This window comes from Rhodococcus sp. 1163 (genome assembly GCF_002091985.1).
Taxonomy (GTDB): domain Bacteria; phylum Actinomycetota; class Actinomycetes; order Mycobacteriales; family Mycobacteriaceae; genus Rhodococcoides.
The window spans coordinates 133415-148522 of the sequence record NZ_MKKX01000028.1; the positions used below are offsets into that span (position 1 = coordinate 133415).

The following is a 15108-nucleotide window of genomic DNA, read 5'->3' on the forward strand; positions in this document are numbered from 1 at the left end:
CCCAGATAGGGTGATTACGTGCGCCCAACTCTTCATAGCTATCAGCATCTGGCCGGCGGCAAGGTTCGCGATCTCTACATCGTCGACGACGACCACCTGCTTCTCGTCGCGAGCGACCGCATCTCCGCCTACGACCACGTCCTCGATACCCCGATCCCCGACAAGGGCAGGGTCCTGACGGCGATGAGCGTCTTCTTCTTCGACCAGCTCGGCGGGGTGAATCATCTCGCCGGTGATCCGCTCGACGAGAGGATCCCGCAGGAACTGCTCGGGCGGGCTCTGGTGGTGAAGAAGCTGCAGATGGTCCCGATCGAGTGCGTCGTCCGTGGCTATCTGACAGGTTCCGGATTGTCGGACTACCGCAGCACCGGCGCGGTATGCGGAGTCGAATTGCCGCAGGGCCTCGTCGAATCCTCCAAGCTGGACGAGCCGATCTTCACTCCCGCCGCCAAGGCCGCGATGGGGGAGCACGACGAGAATGTCGACTTCCAGACCGTCGTCGATCAGGTTGGGGAAGCGCTTGCCTTCAAGCTCCGCTCGGAAACCCTCGAGATCTACATCAGTGCAGCGAATTTCGCGCTCGATCGTGGAATCATCCTGGCCGACACAAAGTTCGAGTTCGGTCTCGACCGTGACGGCAACCTCGTACTCGCAGACGAGGTTCTCACTCCCGACTCCTCGCGCTACTGGCCCGCCGACGGCTACGCCGAAGGTCGGGTGCAGCCGAGTTTCGACAAGCAGTACGTCCGCGACTGGCTCACCGGTGAATCCGGCTGGGACCGCCATGGGCAGACCCCACCGCCGCCGCTTCCAGACGAAGTCGTCGCAGCGACACGCGCACGTTACATCGAGGCCTACGAACGCATTTCGGGTCTGAACTTCGAAGATTGGGTCAAGCCATGACACTCACACCACCGATCGCCAAGAAGATTCCGCTGAAGCGAACCCATCATGGCGATACCTTCGTGGACAATTACGAATGGCTGCGTAACAAGGATGACGCCGAGGTAATCGCCTACCTCGAGGCCGAGAATGCGTACACCGAGCAGGAGACCGCCGGGCTGGCCGAGCTGCGGGGGCAAATATTCGACGAGATCAAATCGCGCACGCAGGAAACCGATCTTTCGGTCCCGACGCGGATGGGCAACTGGTGGTATTACTCGCGCACCCTCGAAGGGAAGTCGTACGGGCTCCAATGCCGTTGCCCGGTCGACTCACCCGACAACTGGACCCCGCCGACACTGTCGGCGGACACCGAGATCGCCGGCGAGCAGATCCTCCTCGACTCCAATCTCGAAGCAGAAGGACACGACTTCTTCTCGCTCGGCGCCTTCTCGATCAGCCAGGACGGGAACCTGCTGGCCTACTCGACCGACACCGAGGGCGACGAGCGATACACGCTGCGTTTCAAGGACCTCTCGACCGGCGAACTGCTCGCAGACACGATCGAGAACGTCTCCACGGGTGCGACGTGGGCTATCGATCACCGCCACGTCTTCTATCAAACTGTCGATGAATCCTGGCGGCCGGACACCGTGTGGCGTCACACCCTCGGCACCCCTACCGAGCAGGACCAGAAGGTCTTCCACGAGCCCGACGAAAGCTACTGGGTCGGTTTCGGATCCACGCGCAGCGAAAAATACCTGATGATCTGGGTGGGGTCGAAGATCACCACCGAATGCCTCGTCCTCGAATCCGCCGATCCCGAAGGCGAATTCCGCGTCGTTCTCCCGCGCGTCGACGGAGTCGAATACAGCGTCGAGCACGCCGTCGTGAAGGGTGAGGACCGGTTCCTCATCCAGCACAACGGATCGGTGAACGGCTGGGGCACCGAAGGGGAGAAGGCCGAGAACTTCCTGCTCGCCGAGGCTCCTGTCGACAATCCCGAGGACCAGCGGATCCTCGTTCCACATCGCGACGACGTTCGACTCGAGGACGTCGATGCGTTTGCCGATCACCTCGTACTGAACTATCGACGCGAGGCTCTGACGAGGTTGGCGATCTGGCCGCTCGACGAGAACGGTTACGGCGACTACACGGAGATGACGTTCGACGAGGAGCTCTACTCCGTCGGAGCGGGTTCCAACCCGGAGTGGAGTCAGCCTCTGCTGCGTTTGGTGTACACCTCGTTCATCACCCCCGCCAAGGTCTACGACTACGACCTCGCGACGGGTGAGATGCTGCTGCGTAGGTCGCAACCGGTATTGGGCGACTTCGACGCGAACGACTATGTCCAGCATCGTGAGTGGGCCACCGCCGCGGACGGAACTCGGATTCCGTTGTCGGTCGTCCTGCGCAAGGATGTGCCGGAAGGGCCTGCTCCGACGCTGCTGTACGGCTACGGTTCGTACGAGGCGAGCATGGATCCGTCCTTCTCGGTCGCACGGCTCTCGCTGCTGGATCGGGGCATCGTGTTCGTCGTCGCGCACGTTCGCGGCGGCGGTGAGATGGGTAGAGCGTGGTACGACAACGGCAAGACCCTGACGAAGAAGAACACGTTCACCGACTTCGTCGCTGCCGCACAGTATCTGATCGACAGTGGTCGTACCTCGCCCGAGCATCTCGTCGCCGACGGCGGAAGTGCCGGTGGCCTGCTGATGGGCGCGGTCGCGAACCTCGCACCCGAACTGTTCAACGGGATTCTCGCCAATGTGCCGTTCGTCGATCCCTTGACCTCGATCCTCGACCCATCGCTGCCACTGACCGTCATCGAATGGGACGAATGGGGTAATCCTTTGGCCGACATGCAGGTGTACGAGTACATGAAGTCCTACAGCCCCTACGAGAACGTCGAGGCGAAGGACTACCCGAGCATCCTGGCGATCACCTCGATCAACGACACCCGGGTGCTGTACGTCGAGCCGGCGAAATGGGTTGCTGCGCTGCGCGCTACGAAGACCGGTGACTCCGACCTACTACTCAAGACCGAAATGAGTGCGGGCCACGGTGGCGTCAGCGGGCGCTACGAGAAGTGGAAGGAAGCAGCCTTCGAGTACGCCTGGATCGTGGACAAGACAGGCGGCTCACTCGACTACCGCCAGAGGTAACGGACCTGCGGTCGACCCGCTTTGCCGTATTCGGTGATGCGGGTGACCAGTCCGTCGTCGGCGAGGCGCTCGAGGTACCGCCAGGCCGTTACTCGCGACACCCCGCCCGCCTTGGCGACCTCGGAGGCGTTGAGGCCGGCGGGCGCCTCGCGGACGATGGCGGTGATGCCGTCCATCGTCTGCGGCGCAATGCCTTTGGGTGTGGAGGCGCGTTCGTCGGCGATGCGCAGATGGGACATTGCGCGGTCGATGTCGCGTTGACTGGCTGCACTCTTACCCGCAGGCAGCGCGTCGTGAAATTCGCGATACCGTTCGAGCTTGTCGCGGAACGCAGCGAAGGTGAACGGCTTGAGGAGATACAGAACGACACCGTGGGCGACCGCGGACCGCACGACCGAGAGATCACGCTCGGACGTGATGGCGATGACGTCCGGGCTCGGACGCAGACCGCCCAGAGCGGCCGCCACGTCGATGCCGTTGGCGTCGGGCAGGCCGATGTCGAGAAGGACGAGATCTATGGGTTCCTCGGCCCGGCTTGCCGCGCGCATCGCACCGTGTCCGCTGTGCGCGACTGCGGCGACGGTAAAGCCGGGCACTCGGTCGACGTAGCTTCGGTGCGCCTCGGCGATCAGCGGTTCGTCGTCCACGATAAGGACCCTGATCACGACCGGTCTCCGGACGGGATGCGAGCGAGGAGCACCGAACCGTAGGTGAGAGCGGTCGTTACCTCCCCGCGGTGACGCTTGACGACCTGGGTGACCAATGCTAGTCCGAGTCCACGGGAATCGGCCTTCGTCGAATAGCCGCGAGTCATCGCGGTACGCAACGTTTCCGGTGACATTCCAGGGCCGCTGTCGGCCACACGAACGATGAGAACATCATCGGAGTCACGGACCGTCACTTCGACCCACGGTTGTTCGGATTCTTTCGAGGCATCGATCGCATTGTCTATCAGATTTCCCACCACGGTCACCAATTCACGCGGAGTCAGCACGCCCACGGGTCCGAGCGCAGTGTCCTCGGTGACGGTCAGTTCCACGCCCTGTTCGCCGGCCTGGCTCATCTTGCCGAGCAGCAGTGCCGCCAGCGCGGGTTCCTGCACGGATGCCATCAATCGGTCGATCAGATGCTGTGACAACTCCAGGTCTGCAGTTGCGAACTCGACAGCTTCCTCGGAGCGGCCGAGTTCGATCATGGTGATGACCGTGTGCAGACGGTTCGCCGATTCATGGGCCTGCGACCGGAGTGATTCGGCGAAGCTGCGGACCGAATCGAGTTCGCCCATGATGTTCTGCAGTTCGGTGCGGTCACGGATGCTGAGGACCTGGCCGAGCCGAGTGCCCTCCCACATCACCGGATCCTGGTTGACGAACAGGACTCTCGAATCGGTGAGATGAAGTTCGCCGCGGACGATTCCGGTGTCCATCGACTGCATCGACTGCATCGACTCCGGCAGCGAGGCCCGCGTCACCGGCCCATCCGAGAGGTCGAGAAGTCGACGCGCTTCGTCGTTGACGAGTTCGGCACTTTCACCCTCGCCGAACACCACCAGTCCTTCCCCGATCGAATGCAGCACGGCATCGTGATGGCCGTACATGGTGCGCAACTGCGCAGGCGCCATTCCCAGGGTCTGCCGTCGGAGACGTCGACCGAGAAGCACGGATCCTGCTGCAGCGGCAGCGAATCCCGCAAGTACGACGGCGAAGATCATGGGTAGACCACGAACGAACTGTTCGCTGATCTTCGCGCGGGTGACGCCTGCCGATACGAGACCGACGATATTTCCGGACGTGTCGATGACCGGGGTGACCGCACGGATCGACGGACCGAGCGACCCGACGTACGTCTCGGTGATGGTCTCACCGCGCAGCGCGTCATCGATGTTGCCGCTGAACGGTTTACCGATCAGGTCGACGGTCGTGTGCGTGAATCTGGTGCGGTTCGGTGCCATGACGACGATGAAGTCGACGCCGGTGATCTTGCGGATACGTTCGGTTTCGGGTTGCAAGCGAGCCGTCGGATTTTCGGAGGCAATAGCCAACGGCGTCGACGGTTCGTTGGCGATGGCGGCGGCCACCGCGACGACTACCCGGGATGTCGCTTCGTCACTGTTGGAGCGTTCGTTCAGGACGGTGAGGATGCCGCCTGCGGCGACCACGACAGCGATGACCGCCAGCTGCAACAGCAATACCTGCCCTGCCACGCTCGTCGGACGCTTGGCCATGTCATGTCACCTCGAAGAAATAGTAGAACCGTGAACAGAATGAACGTATTGGTGACTGTGGCCTCGATCTGCACCAGCATCGTTCCCTAGCGCGGCGTGATCCACCTCACGCTGCACAAGTCGCAGATATAGCCGCAGAGGACGTACCAATGACTACCAGCATCGATGCTGACACAAGCCAGACCCCGCCGCCCAAGCCCAAGGTGAAGCGGGACAAGACCCATTGGCTGTACATCGCCGTGATCATCGCAGTGGTCGCCGGCGTCATCGTCGGTCTGCTGTGGAAGGAAGTCGGCGTCGACCTGGCGGTGCTCGGCACATTGTTCGTCAGTTTGATCAAGATGATGATCAGCCCGGTCATCTTCTGCACCATCGTCCTCGGCATCGGATCGGTGCGAGCCGCAGCCAGTGTCGGCAAGGTCGGCGGACTGGCGCTTGCCTACTTCCTCACTATGTCGACCATCGCCCTCGGGATCGGCATGGTCGTCGGCAACCTCATCCAGCCAGGCAGCGGCCTCAACATCCCGGCCAGTGGCGCAGGCGACAAGTACGCGGCCACCGCGGAGGGCGCGGGCGGCACGATGGACTTCATCGCCGGCATCATTCCGGAGACGCTCCTGTCCTCGCTGACCGAAGGCTCGGTGCTGCAGACTCTGTTCGTAGCAATCCTCGTCGGCTTCGCGCTGCAAGCGATGGGTAAGCAGGGCGAAGGCATCCTCAAGGGAATCGGCGCAGTGCAGAAACTCGTCTTCCGCATACTGACGATGATCCTGTGGCTCGCTCCGATCGGCGCCTTCGGTGCCATCGCAGGCGTCGTCGGCGCGACCGGATTCGACGCCGTCATCCAGCTCGGCACCCTGATGTTGGCGTTCTACATCACCTGCGCCATCTTCGTCTTCGGCTTCCTCGGCCTGATTCTTCGCTTCGTCGCAGGCTTCTCGATCTTCAAGCTGGTCAAATACCTGGCTCGTGAATACCTGCTCATCGTCGCGACCAGCTCCTCCGAGTCGGCCCTGCCGCGGCTGATCGCCAAGATGGAGCATGTCGGTGTCGAGCGCACCACCGTCGGAATCGTTGTCCCGACCGGATACTCGTTCAACCTGGACGGCACCGCCATCTACCTGACGATGGCGTCGATCTTCATCGCCGACGCCATGAACCTGCCGCTGTCGATCCCTGAGCAGTTCTCGTTGCTGCTCTTCATGATCATCGCCAGCAAGGGTGCCGCAGGCGTCTCCGGTGCCGGTCTCGCCACGCTCGCCGGCGGCCTGCAGAGTCACCGCCCCGAGTTGCTCGACGGCATCGGCCTCATCGTCGGAATCGACCGCTTCATGTCCGAAGCTCGTGCAGTGACCAACTTCTCCGGCAACGCCGTCGCCACCCTGCTGGTGGGCACGTGGACCAAGACGATCGACGCATCCCGCGTCAAAACAGTTCTCGACGGCAACTTGCCGTTCGACGAGACCACCATGGTCGACGATCACCTCCCGGAGGACGACAAGCGCGTAGAGCGCGTCGAACTCGAGAAGGACTCGGCCAGGGTCTGATACCTGCCGGGCGCCGCGCACCCCCCGTCGCCCGGTTCGGAAATGAAGAGAACGACCCTCACCGAGGGTCGTTCTCTTTTCATATGGTCGGTTCCCCTTCCCGCGATAACCACAGGTAAGTTCTTCGGCATGACTGAAGTTCAGAACATCGGCATCAACACGCTGGGCGGCGCGCCCACCACGCTCGATGAGTACGCAGGCCGAGCAGTGTTGGTGGTGAACGTCGCATCCAAGTGCGGCCTGACCCCTCAATACTCCACCCTCGAAAAGATGGCCACCGAATACGCGGCACAGGGCTTGTCGGTAATCGGCATCCCCTGCAACCAGTTCGGTGGACAGGAACCCGGCACAGCCGAAGAGATCGAATCGTTCTGCTCCACCACCTACGGCGTCACCTTCCCGATGTTCGAGAAGGTCGATGTCAACGGCGAGAACCGGCACCCGCTCTACGCCGAGCTCACCAAGGCCGAAGACGCGGACGGCACCGCAGGCGACATCCAGTGGAACTTCGAGAAGTTCCTGATCTCGCCCGACGGCGTCGTCACCAACCGGTTCCGTCCCCGCACCGAACCCGATGCACCCGAAGTTCTCGCAGCGATCGACAAGATCCTGCCGAAAGAGACCATCGCCGTTTAGACACGGTCAATGCTGATGTCGAGCCTCGTTCACCCTGGTGCGCGAGGCTCGAGTCATGTCTGGAGCGCTGATCGTTTCGGTAAGTGGAATCAGAGACGACACCCGCGACTACGCTGCGGAATTCGCCCGTGAACTCGACTCGCGATCGGTACCACTCTCGTTGCTCGTCGCGCCCCGGTTGAAGGACAAATACCGGTTGGCGAAGGATTCGGCTACCCAGCAATGGCTTCGGGGCCGTCGCGACGATGGGGATGCCATCGTCCTGCACGGCTACGATCAGGCAGCAACCAAGCGTCGCCGCGCCGAGTTCGCCGCCCTGCCGCGGCACGAGGCCCGGCTGCGGCTCATGGCTGCCGATCGAGTCATGGAAGAGACCGGCTTGCGGACAAGGGTTTTCGCGCCGCCCCGATGGCTCGCCTCGCCTGGCGCAGTATCGGCGTTGCCGGATGCCGGATTTCGAATGATCGCCGGTATCAATGCAATTCGAGACCTGGAAACGGGTACCGCCGAGCGGGGGCGAGTTCTCGGCATCGGGGAGGGCATGAAGGCCGAACCGTGGTGGTGCAGGGCGCTCGTGATCGGTGCGGGCCGCGCAGCTCGACGTGACGGCCTGGTGCGATTGGCCGTCAGCGCTCAGCAACTCGGGTGTAGCGGGCCGCGCCGGGCGATGCTCGACGCGATCGACCTCGCGCTCTACAGCGGGGCGGTGCCTGGCGTTTACGAGCACGTCCGGACAGTTCGCCGAGCCGCGTAGCCGTCAGCGGTGTATCCCTTGGGTGTAACGGACAATTCGGTTCGCGGGATGTAACCTCCGACTGTGCAACCGACTTCGCAGGTGGCGACATGAAACGACTTCTTCTCGTAGCGATCGGCATCATGGCCCTGGTGGCGTGCGGGAATTCCGATGACGGAAATGCGACGGCCGCCCCGGAATCCTCGGCCGCACCGAAATCGTCGGCGGCCCCGGGGCAGCAGAATGTGCCGCAGACCTTCGTGCCCTCGCCTGGGTCTCTCCCGCCCATTGTCGCGGATCGCCCGCCCGGCGAGAGAACAGAAGTGGTTCCGCGCGCCGAGGCTGCCCCAGCTACGCGTACGCCCGGCCCCGAGTATCCCGTCTGCTTGGATCTTGCCTCGCCGACAGTGACCGATGCTCTCGCCTCACTGCCGCAGTACTTCGACGGCGTTGCGTGGGTGGCAACGGAGATCGGTGACCCATGTGCGTCGTTCACCTGGGTCCGCGCCGATACTTCCGGCGGTACCGCCAGCTCGCCGGTGCAGGTGTTGTTCTTCGCCGACGGCGACTACCTCGGCACCGGAACGTCCGAGCCGTACGGGTTCACGTTCGTCGACTCGCAGTCCGCCGACACCATCACCGTCGGGTACCGCTGGCCCGTAGGTGACGATGCCAACGCCAACCCGACGGGCGGTCCCGCATTGATCCGCTACCAGTGGGATGGGTCCTCGGTGACGATGCTGGACGCGCTCCCCGTCGAGGTGACGGGGTCCTAGAGCTCGATCGAACCTTCCTCCGGGAACGTCCGGAATTCGGTGTTCTCGTCGGCCAACTCCTTGTAGCGCCCGTAGTAGATCCCGCGCGCCTGCTCGGCGATGATGGCCTGGTGGATCGGGAAGGCCGTGCGGGGCGCGACTGCGCGTAGGAAGTCGACGGTTTCGGAGAGCTTCATCCACGGTGCCGCGGCGGGAAGCGCGAGAATGTCCACCTTCTGTTCGGGGACGAACAGTGAATCGCCGGGATGCAACAACTGGGACGGATGTTGGGGAGTTCCGAGGAGATAACCGGTGTTGTCGATCACCGGCAGGTCCGGGTGAATCACCGCATGAGTGCCGCCGACTCCGGTCACCTGGATGCCGCCGACCCCGAACACATCCCCCGGGTGCGTCGCCGTCCAGCGGTCGCCGAGCTGCGACGCCGTCATCGGGTCCGCATAGAGCGCTGCCCGCGGATTGCCCTGCACCAATGCCGGCAGACGCTCGAGGTCCACGTGATCAGGGTGCTGGTGAGTGATCAGGATGGCGTCGAGATCGGTGATGCCGTCGAATCCGTGGGAAAAGTTGCCGGGGTCGAAGAGGACGGTCGTTCCGTTCAGTTCGACGAGGAGGCAGGAATGTCCGAAGTGAGTCAGCCGCATCACCCCACAGTAAACGCAGTGTCATGCACACGGCAGTGCCTGCGTAGACTCTCACCTGCCGGTACCTATATCTCGAGGAGCTCTCACGTGGCCCGTGTTGTTGTCGACGTCATGCCCAAGACCGAAATTCTCGACCCGCAGGGTCAGGCCATCACAGGCGCTCTGGGGCGTCTCGGGATCGCAGGTGTCTCCGATGTGCGTCAGGGCAAGCGTTTCGAGCTCGAGGTCGACGACAGTGTCGACGACGCCGAGCTGGAAAAGATCGCCGAATCGCTGCTCGCGAACACGGTCATAGAGGACTGGAAAGTGACCCGTCTCGCATGAGCACTCGCATCGGTGTCATCACCTTTCCAGGAACTCTCGACGACGTCGACGCCTCCCGTGCGGTCACGTTGGCAGGCGGCGAGGCCGTCAGCTTGTGGCACGCGGACGCCGACCTGAAGAACGTCGACGCGGTCGTCGTTCCGGGCGGCTTCTCCTACGGTGACTATCTGCGCGCCGGCGCCATCGCCCGGTTCGCACCCGTCATGGAATCCGTCGTCAAGGCAGCAGAAGGCGGCATGCCCGTCCTCGGTATCTGCAACGGCTTTCAGATTCTCTGCGAGGCCGGGCTGCTGCCGGGCGCTCTGACGCGTAACGAGGATCTGCACTTCGTGTGCCGCGACCAGTGGCTGAAGGTGGAGAACAGCAACACCGCATGGTCCTCGCGCTACGAGTCCGGCGCCGAGATCCTCATCCCCGTCAAGAACGCCGAAGGTCGATTCCAGGCCTCCGAAGAGGTTCTCGACGAGCTCGAGGGTGAAGGCCGGGTCGTGTTCCGCTACAGCGGTTCCAACCCCAACGGTTCGCAACGCGCAATCGCCGGCATCTCCTCGGCCAACGGTCGCATCGTCGGACTCATGCCGCATCCCGAGCACGCCACCGAGCCCCTCACGGGCCCGAGCGACGACGGTCTCGGCATCTTCTACTCGGCGCTCGACGCGATCGTCTCTGCGTAGTTGTCGGTGGCCCGGGTTAATCTCCGGGCATGACTCTGACGCCAGCGATGATCACGTTCGATTCTTCGGACCCCGGCCCCCTCGCGCGGTGGTGGGCCGAGCAGACCGACGGCCGCATCGACGAGGAGAACGACGGCTGGTTCTACACCGTCGTTCTGCCGTCGGTGCCGTACCGCCTCGCTTTCCAGAAGGTCGATGACCCGACGCCCGGCAAAAATCGGATCCACCTGGATCTGACGACGTCCGACCTTTCGGGTGAGCGGTCTCGGCTGGTGTCGTCGGGTGCATCCGAGGTGGACGAGCACACGATGGGCGACTTCACGTGGGTGACCTTGGCCGATCCCGACGGCAACGTGTTCTGCATTTCGGGAGCGCACTAGCCTTCACGGTCCGCGAGGTACCGGTCTTCGAAACCAGGTTGGGAACGCCTCTCGATCTCTCGATCTGTTCGACGCAGCAGCTGACACAATGGATCCCATGTCGTCTCATGCGTCCGCTGCCGGTCTGTGCAACTTCGTCGACGTCTCGCCGTCGCCCTTCCACGTGTGTCGAACAGTGGCGGTGCGATTGGAGGAGGTCGGCTTCGTCCGGGTCGAAGAGACCGCAGCGTGGCCGACCGCGGCAGGCAGGTACTACCTGATCCGCGGCGGTTCGCTGGTGGCGTGGAGCACCGAGAGCAACCCTCGTGATTCTGGTCGTTCCGCAGGCTCCACTCCCGGCCGGTTCCGCATCGTCGGCGGCCACACCGACAGCCCCAACCTGCGGGTCAAACAGCATCCGGACCTCGAGTCGGCAGGCTGGCAGATGGTCGGTCTCGAACCGTACGGCGGCGCCTGGCTCAACTCCTGGCTCGACCGCGACCTCGGGATCACCGGCCGCCTCAGCGTCCGTGACGGCAACGGACTACGGGAAGTGCTCGTCAAGGTCGACGAACCCATCCTGCGCGTACCGCAGTTGGCGATCCACCTGTCCGAGGACCGCAAGGGCGTCACCCTCGATCCGCAGCGCCACGTCAACGCGATCTGGGGGATCGGACGCTCACCACGGTCCTTTCTCTCCTACGTCGCCGAACGCGAGGGCGTGGATCCGTCTGCGGTGCTCGGCTGGGAACTCATGACGCACGACCTGGCGCCGAGCGCAGTCGTCGGCGTCGAGAACGAGTTGGTCAGCGCTCCTCGTCTGGACAACCAGGCGACGTGCTACGCCGGAACTCAGGCTTTGATTGCGGCAGTGGAGAATCCGACCGCTGCGACTCCGGTGTTGGCCCTCTTCGATCACGAGGAAGTCGGCAGCATGTCGGACCGCGGCGCCTTCTCCGATCTGCTGAGCACCGTGTTGGAGCGAATCGTGCTCGGACGCGGCGGCGGACGCGAGGAGTTCTTGCAGGCGATGGCCGGATCTATCTGTGCCTCAGGCGATATGGCGCACGCGACGCACCCGAACTACCCGGATCGACACGAGCCCGCGCACCGCATCGAACTCGGCGGCGGACCGGTGCTCAAGGTCAACCAGAACCTCCGGTACGCAACCGATTCCGCGGGCGCCGGTGCTTTCGCGTTGGCCTGCGATCAGGCAGGGGTGCGAATGCAGCGCTACGTTCACCGCGCCGATCTGCCGTGCGGATCGACCATCGGACCGATCACCGCCTCGCGCACGGGGATCTCCACCGTCGACGTCGGGGCGGCGCAGTTGGCGATGCACAGCTCTCGGGAGCTGATGGGCGCGTCCGACGTCGCCGCGTACTCCGCCGCACTCGCTGCCTTCCTCGCTCCGGCTCAGTAAGCGAACACCTTTTTTCTGAAGTAGACCGCCGCGCTGATCGGCTAGCGCGGGGGTCTACTTCGGAAAAAGGGTGCGCGCTCACAGGCGCACGCACGCCGCGAGCTGTGGAGTCGATCACTTCCGCGAAGAAACACACGACGGCCTTGCAGGGGGTATTCACACCCTTGACCACCTGCTGGGGCGTCAGGACCCCGATTCGTTCAAATCGTTCTCGGTGAGCGGTATGTCCACCAGGTCGTGCTCGCGCGCTGATGTCGGCCTGGCTCGCTACCGGGCGAGGGACGAGGATTCGGGCATGTCGGCCCCGCCCGATAGACTTCAGCTGGCATTTCGCTCCAAGAAGGGACCCCACTCCTCGTGTCCGTCGATACAGTGACAACCGCAGCCGCCACACCCGATGTAGAGCAGCCGTACAAAGAGCTCGGACTCAAGGAAGACGAGTACGTCCGAATCAAGGAAATACTCGGCCGTCGCCCCACCGATGCCGAGCTTGCGATGTACTCGGTCATGTGGAGCGAGCACTGCTCGTACAAGTCCTCCAAGGTGCACCTGAAGTACTTCGGGGAGACCACCACGGACGAGATGCGCACCTCGATGCTCGCGGGCATCGGCGAGAATGCAGGCGTCGTCGACGTCGGTGACGGCTGGGCCGTCACGTTCAAGGTCGAGAGCCACAACCACCCGTCGTACGTCGAGCCCTATCAGGGCGCCGCGACGGGCGTGGGCGGCATCGTCCGCGACATCATGGCCATGGGTGCACGTCCCATCGCCGTCATGGATCAACTGCGCTTCGGTGCCGCTGATGCCCCGGACACTCGTCGCGTGCTCAGCGGCATCGTCTCCGGGGTCGGTGGATACGGAAACTCCCTCGGCCTCCCCAATATCGGTGGCGAGACGGTGTTCGACGCCTCCTACGCCGGTAACCCGCTGCTCAATGCTCTGTGTGCCGGTGTCATGCGGGTAGAGGACATGCATCTCGCGTTCGCGTCGGGACTGGGCAACAAGATCATTCTGTTCGGGGCTCGTACCGGTCTCGACGGCATCGGCGGCGTCTCCGTTCTCGCCTCCGAGACCTTCGACGGAGACGAGACCGACGGCAAGCGCAAGAAGCTTCCGGCGGTCCAGGTGGGCGACCCGTTCGCCGAGAAGGTTCTCATCGAGGCGTGCCTGGAACTGTATGCAGGCAAGCTCGTCGTCGGCATTCAGGATCTCGGCGGTGCCGGATTGTCTTGTGCCACTTCCGAGCTCGCATCCGCGGGTAGTGGGGGAATGTCCATCGAGCTGGAGAAGGTGCCGATGCGCGCCACCGGCATGACCCCTGCCGAGGTGCTCTCGAGTGAGTCACAGGAGCGCATGTGCGCCGTCGTGACTCCGGACAACGTCGATGCGTTCATGGCGGTCTGCAAGAAGTGGGATGTGTTGGCCACTGTCATCGGCGAGGTCACCGACGGCGACCACCTCGAGATCACCTGGCATGGCGAGACCGTCGTCGATGTTCCGCCGAAGACGGTCGCCCACGACGGCCCGGTCTACCACCGTCCGGTGCAGCGTCCAGCGCATCAGGACGCACTGATCGCGAACACGACTGCATCGTTGAAGCGTCCGGAAACGCCGGACGAGTTGAAGGCAACGCTGCTGAAGATGATTGCCTCGCCGCAGCTCTGCAGCCGTAAGTTCATCACCGAGCAGTACGACCGCTACGTCCGCGGCAACACCGTGCTGGCCGAGAACGCCGATTCCGGAATGATCCGCATCGACGAGAAGACCGGTCGCGGTATCGCACTCGCTACCGATGCGTCGGGCCGCTACACCGCGCTCGACCCTTATCAGGGTGCTCAGCTGGCTCTTGCCGAGGCATTTCGCAACGTCGCCGTCACCGGTGCGACTCCGAAGGCCGTCACCAACTGCCTCAACTTCGGTTCCCCCGAAGACCCGGGCGTCATGTGGCAGTTCCAGCAGGCCGTCCGCGGTCTCGCCGACGGCTGCGTCACTCTCGGCATCCCTGTCACCGGCGGAAATGTCAGCTTCTACAACCAGACCGGCTCCGAGCCGATCCTGCCGACGCCCGTGGTGGGTGTCCTCGGCGTGATCGACGACGTGCACCGACGCATTCCGACGGGCCTGGGCCTCGAGCCCGGTGAAACGTTGATCCTGCTCGGTGAGACACACGACGAGCTGGACGGTTCCATCTGGTCACAGGTCGAGCACGATCATCTCGGTGGCGTCCCGCCGAAGGTCGATCTCGCGCGGGAGCAGCTGCTGGCGGACATCCTCCTCGCCGGTTCACGCGACGGCATGGTCACCGCCGCCCACGATCTGTCCGAGGGGGGACTGGCTCAGGCCGTCGTAGAGGCAGCTTTGGCCGGCGAAACCGGATGCCGCATTCTGCTCCCCGAGGGTGCAGATCCTTTCGTGGCTCTGTTCTCGGAGTCTTCGGGTCGCGTTCTCGTGGCGGTCCCGCGTACCGAGGAGACACGCTTTTCCAACATGTGTACCGCTCGTCAGCTGCCGTGGACGCGCATCGGCGTCGTCGACGAGGGCTCCGACGAGATCGAGGTGCAGGGTCAGTTCTCGGTCCCGATGACCGAGCTGCGAGAAGTATTCGAGGGCACTCTTCCCCGACTCTTCGGGTAGGGCCGTGACGCGGGGCGAGGTATCGGAGGACGCGGCGGAGGTCGTGAGCACAGTCGAGCGCGAACATGCTCATTACCTCCGTATCCCCGT

General features: G+C 63.6%; 14 protein-coding genes. 11 read left to right on the forward strand and 3 right to left on the reverse strand.

Annotated features, from left to right (window positions below; translation table 11 throughout):
- The first annotated feature begins 18 nt into the window (after positions 1 to 18).
- Positions 19 to 903 (forward strand): phosphoribosylaminoimidazolesuccinocarboxamide synthase, encoded by an 885-nt coding sequence (locus BJD99_RS11965; protein WP_084347061.1) that lies wholly within the window; start codon positions 19 to 21, stop codon positions 901 to 903.
- Positions 900 to 3047, forward strand: coding sequence for a S9 family peptidase (locus BJD99_RS11970; RefSeq protein WP_084347062.1), 2148 nt, complete (start codon positions 900 to 902; stop codon positions 3045 to 3047). The genes BJD99_RS11965 and BJD99_RS11970 overlap by 4 nt, the downstream gene beginning before the upstream one ends.
- On the opposite strand, the gene BJD99_RS11975 is transcribed toward BJD99_RS11970, so the two are convergent.
- Both BJD99_RS11975 and BJD99_RS11980 read right to left on the reverse strand, forming a co-directional pair.
- Positions 3032 to 3712 (reverse strand): response regulator, encoded by a 681-nt coding sequence (locus BJD99_RS11975; protein WP_084347063.1) that lies wholly within the window; start codon positions 3710 to 3712, stop codon positions 3032 to 3034. The two genes, BJD99_RS11970 and BJD99_RS11975, sit on opposite strands and share 16 nt — an antisense overlap.
- On the reverse strand, positions 3709 to 5271 hold the full coding sequence (locus tag BJD99_RS11980; protein ID WP_084347064.1) for an ATP-binding protein: 1563 nt from the start codon (positions 5269 to 5271) through the stop codon (positions 3709 to 3711). The genes BJD99_RS11975 and BJD99_RS11980 overlap by 4 nt, the downstream gene beginning before the upstream one ends.
- Positions 5272 to 5420: 149 nt before the next feature.
- Between BJD99_RS11980 and BJD99_RS11985 the strand changes: the two genes are divergently transcribed.
- The 4 genes from BJD99_RS11985 to BJD99_RS12000 all read left to right on the forward strand — a co-directional run bounded on the left by BJD99_RS11985 (position 5421) and on the right by BJD99_RS12000 (position 8963).
- On the forward strand, positions 5421 to 6818 hold the full coding sequence (locus BJD99_RS11985) for a cation:dicarboxylate symporter family transporter (protein ID WP_084347065.1): 1398 nt from the start codon (positions 5421 to 5423) through the stop codon (positions 6816 to 6818).
- A gap of 129 nt (positions 6819 to 6947) precedes the next feature.
- Positions 6948 to 7454, forward strand: a complete 507-nt coding sequence (locus tag BJD99_RS11990) for a glutathione peroxidase (RefSeq protein ID WP_084347119.1) — start codon at positions 6948 to 6950, stop codon at positions 7452 to 7454.
- A gap of 55 nt (positions 7455 to 7509) precedes the next feature.
- Positions 7510 to 8208 (forward strand): DUF2334 domain-containing protein, encoded by a 699-nt coding sequence (locus BJD99_RS11995; RefSeq protein WP_084347120.1) that lies wholly within the window; start codon positions 7510 to 7512, stop codon positions 8206 to 8208.
- 89 nt (positions 8209 to 8297) lie between these two features.
- Positions 8298 to 8963 carry an LppP/LprE family lipoprotein gene (locus tag BJD99_RS12000; protein WP_084347066.1) on the forward strand — a complete coding sequence of 222 codons (666 nt, stop codon included), beginning with the start codon at positions 8298 to 8300 and terminating at the stop codon, positions 8961 to 8963.
- On the opposite strand, the gene BJD99_RS12005 is transcribed toward BJD99_RS12000, so the two are convergent.
- Entirely contained in the window at positions 8960 to 9604 is a 645-nt protein-coding gene (locus BJD99_RS12005) for an MBL fold metallo-hydrolase (protein ID WP_084347067.1), read from the reverse strand. The two genes, BJD99_RS12000 and BJD99_RS12005, sit on opposite strands and share 4 nt — an antisense overlap.
- An 87-nt stretch (positions 9605 to 9691) precedes the next feature.
- Between BJD99_RS12005 and purS the strand changes: the two genes are divergently transcribed.
- The 5 genes from purS to purL all read left to right on the forward strand — a co-directional run bounded on the left by purS (position 9692) and on the right by purL (position 15018).
- Positions 9692 to 9928 carry a phosphoribosylformylglycinamidine synthase subunit PurS gene (gene purS, locus BJD99_RS12010; protein WP_084347068.1) on the forward strand — a complete coding sequence of 79 codons (237 nt, stop codon included), beginning with the start codon at positions 9692 to 9694 and terminating at the stop codon, positions 9926 to 9928.
- Entirely contained in the window at positions 9925 to 10602 is a 678-nt protein-coding gene (gene purQ, locus BJD99_RS12015) for a phosphoribosylformylglycinamidine synthase subunit PurQ (RefSeq protein ID WP_084347069.1), read from the forward strand. Before purS ends, purQ begins: the two co-directional genes overlap by 4 nt.
- A gap of 29 nt (positions 10603 to 10631) precedes the next feature.
- Positions 10632 to 10982 carry a VOC family protein gene (locus BJD99_RS12020; protein ID WP_084347070.1) on the forward strand — a complete coding sequence of 117 codons (351 nt, stop codon included), beginning with the start codon at positions 10632 to 10634 and terminating at the stop codon, positions 10980 to 10982.
- An 88-nt stretch (positions 10983 to 11070) separates the two neighbouring features.
- Positions 11071 to 12384, forward strand: a complete 1314-nt coding sequence (locus tag BJD99_RS12025; protein ID WP_084347071.1) for a M18 family aminopeptidase — start codon at positions 11071 to 11073, stop codon at positions 12382 to 12384.
- A 357-nt stretch (positions 12385 to 12741) separates the two neighbouring features.
- A complete protein-coding gene (gene purL / locus BJD99_RS12035) occupies positions 12742 to 15018 on the forward strand; it encodes a phosphoribosylformylglycinamidine synthase subunit PurL (RefSeq protein WP_084347072.1) in 2277 nt (758 codons plus the stop codon).
- Positions 15019 to 15108 lie beyond the last annotated feature (90 nt).

Bases quoted from the DNA above. Each gene is read 5' to 3' on its own strand.
- BJD99_RS11970 (WP_084347062.1), top strand. From the start codon at position 900: ATGACACTCACACCACCGATCGCCAAGAAGATTCCGCTGAAGCGAACC.
- purQ (WP_084347069.1), top strand. From the start codon at position 9,925: ATGAGCACTCGCATCGGTGTCATCACCTTTCCAGGAACTCTCGACGAC.
- BJD99_RS11980 (WP_084347064.1), bottom strand. From the start codon at position 5,271: ATGGCCAAGCGTCCGACGAGCGTGGCAGGGCAGGTATTGCTGTTGCAG.
- BJD99_RS11995 (WP_084347120.1), top strand. From the start codon at position 7,510: ATGTCTGGAGCGCTGATCGTTTCGGTAAGTGGAATCAGAGACGACACC.
- BJD99_RS11990 (WP_084347119.1), top strand. From the start codon at position 6,948: ATGACTGAAGTTCAGAACATCGGCATCAACACGCTGGGCGGCGCGCCC.
- BJD99_RS12000 (WP_084347066.1), top strand. From the start codon at position 8,298: ATGAAACGACTTCTTCTCGTAGCGATCGGCATCATGGCCCTGGTGGCG.
- BJD99_RS12020 (WP_084347070.1), top strand. From the start codon at position 10,632: ATGACTCTGACGCCAGCGATGATCACGTTCGATTCTTCGGACCCCGGC.
- BJD99_RS12005 (WP_084347067.1), bottom strand. From the start codon at position 9,604: ATGCGGCTGACTCACTTCGGACATTCCTGCCTCCTCGTCGAACTGAAC.
- BJD99_RS12025 (WP_084347071.1), top strand. From the start codon at position 11,071: ATGGATCCCATGTCGTCTCATGCGTCCGCTGCCGGTCTGTGCAACTTC.
- BJD99_RS11985 (WP_084347065.1), top strand. From the start codon at position 5,421: ATGACTACCAGCATCGATGCTGACACAAGCCAGACCCCGCCGCCCAAG.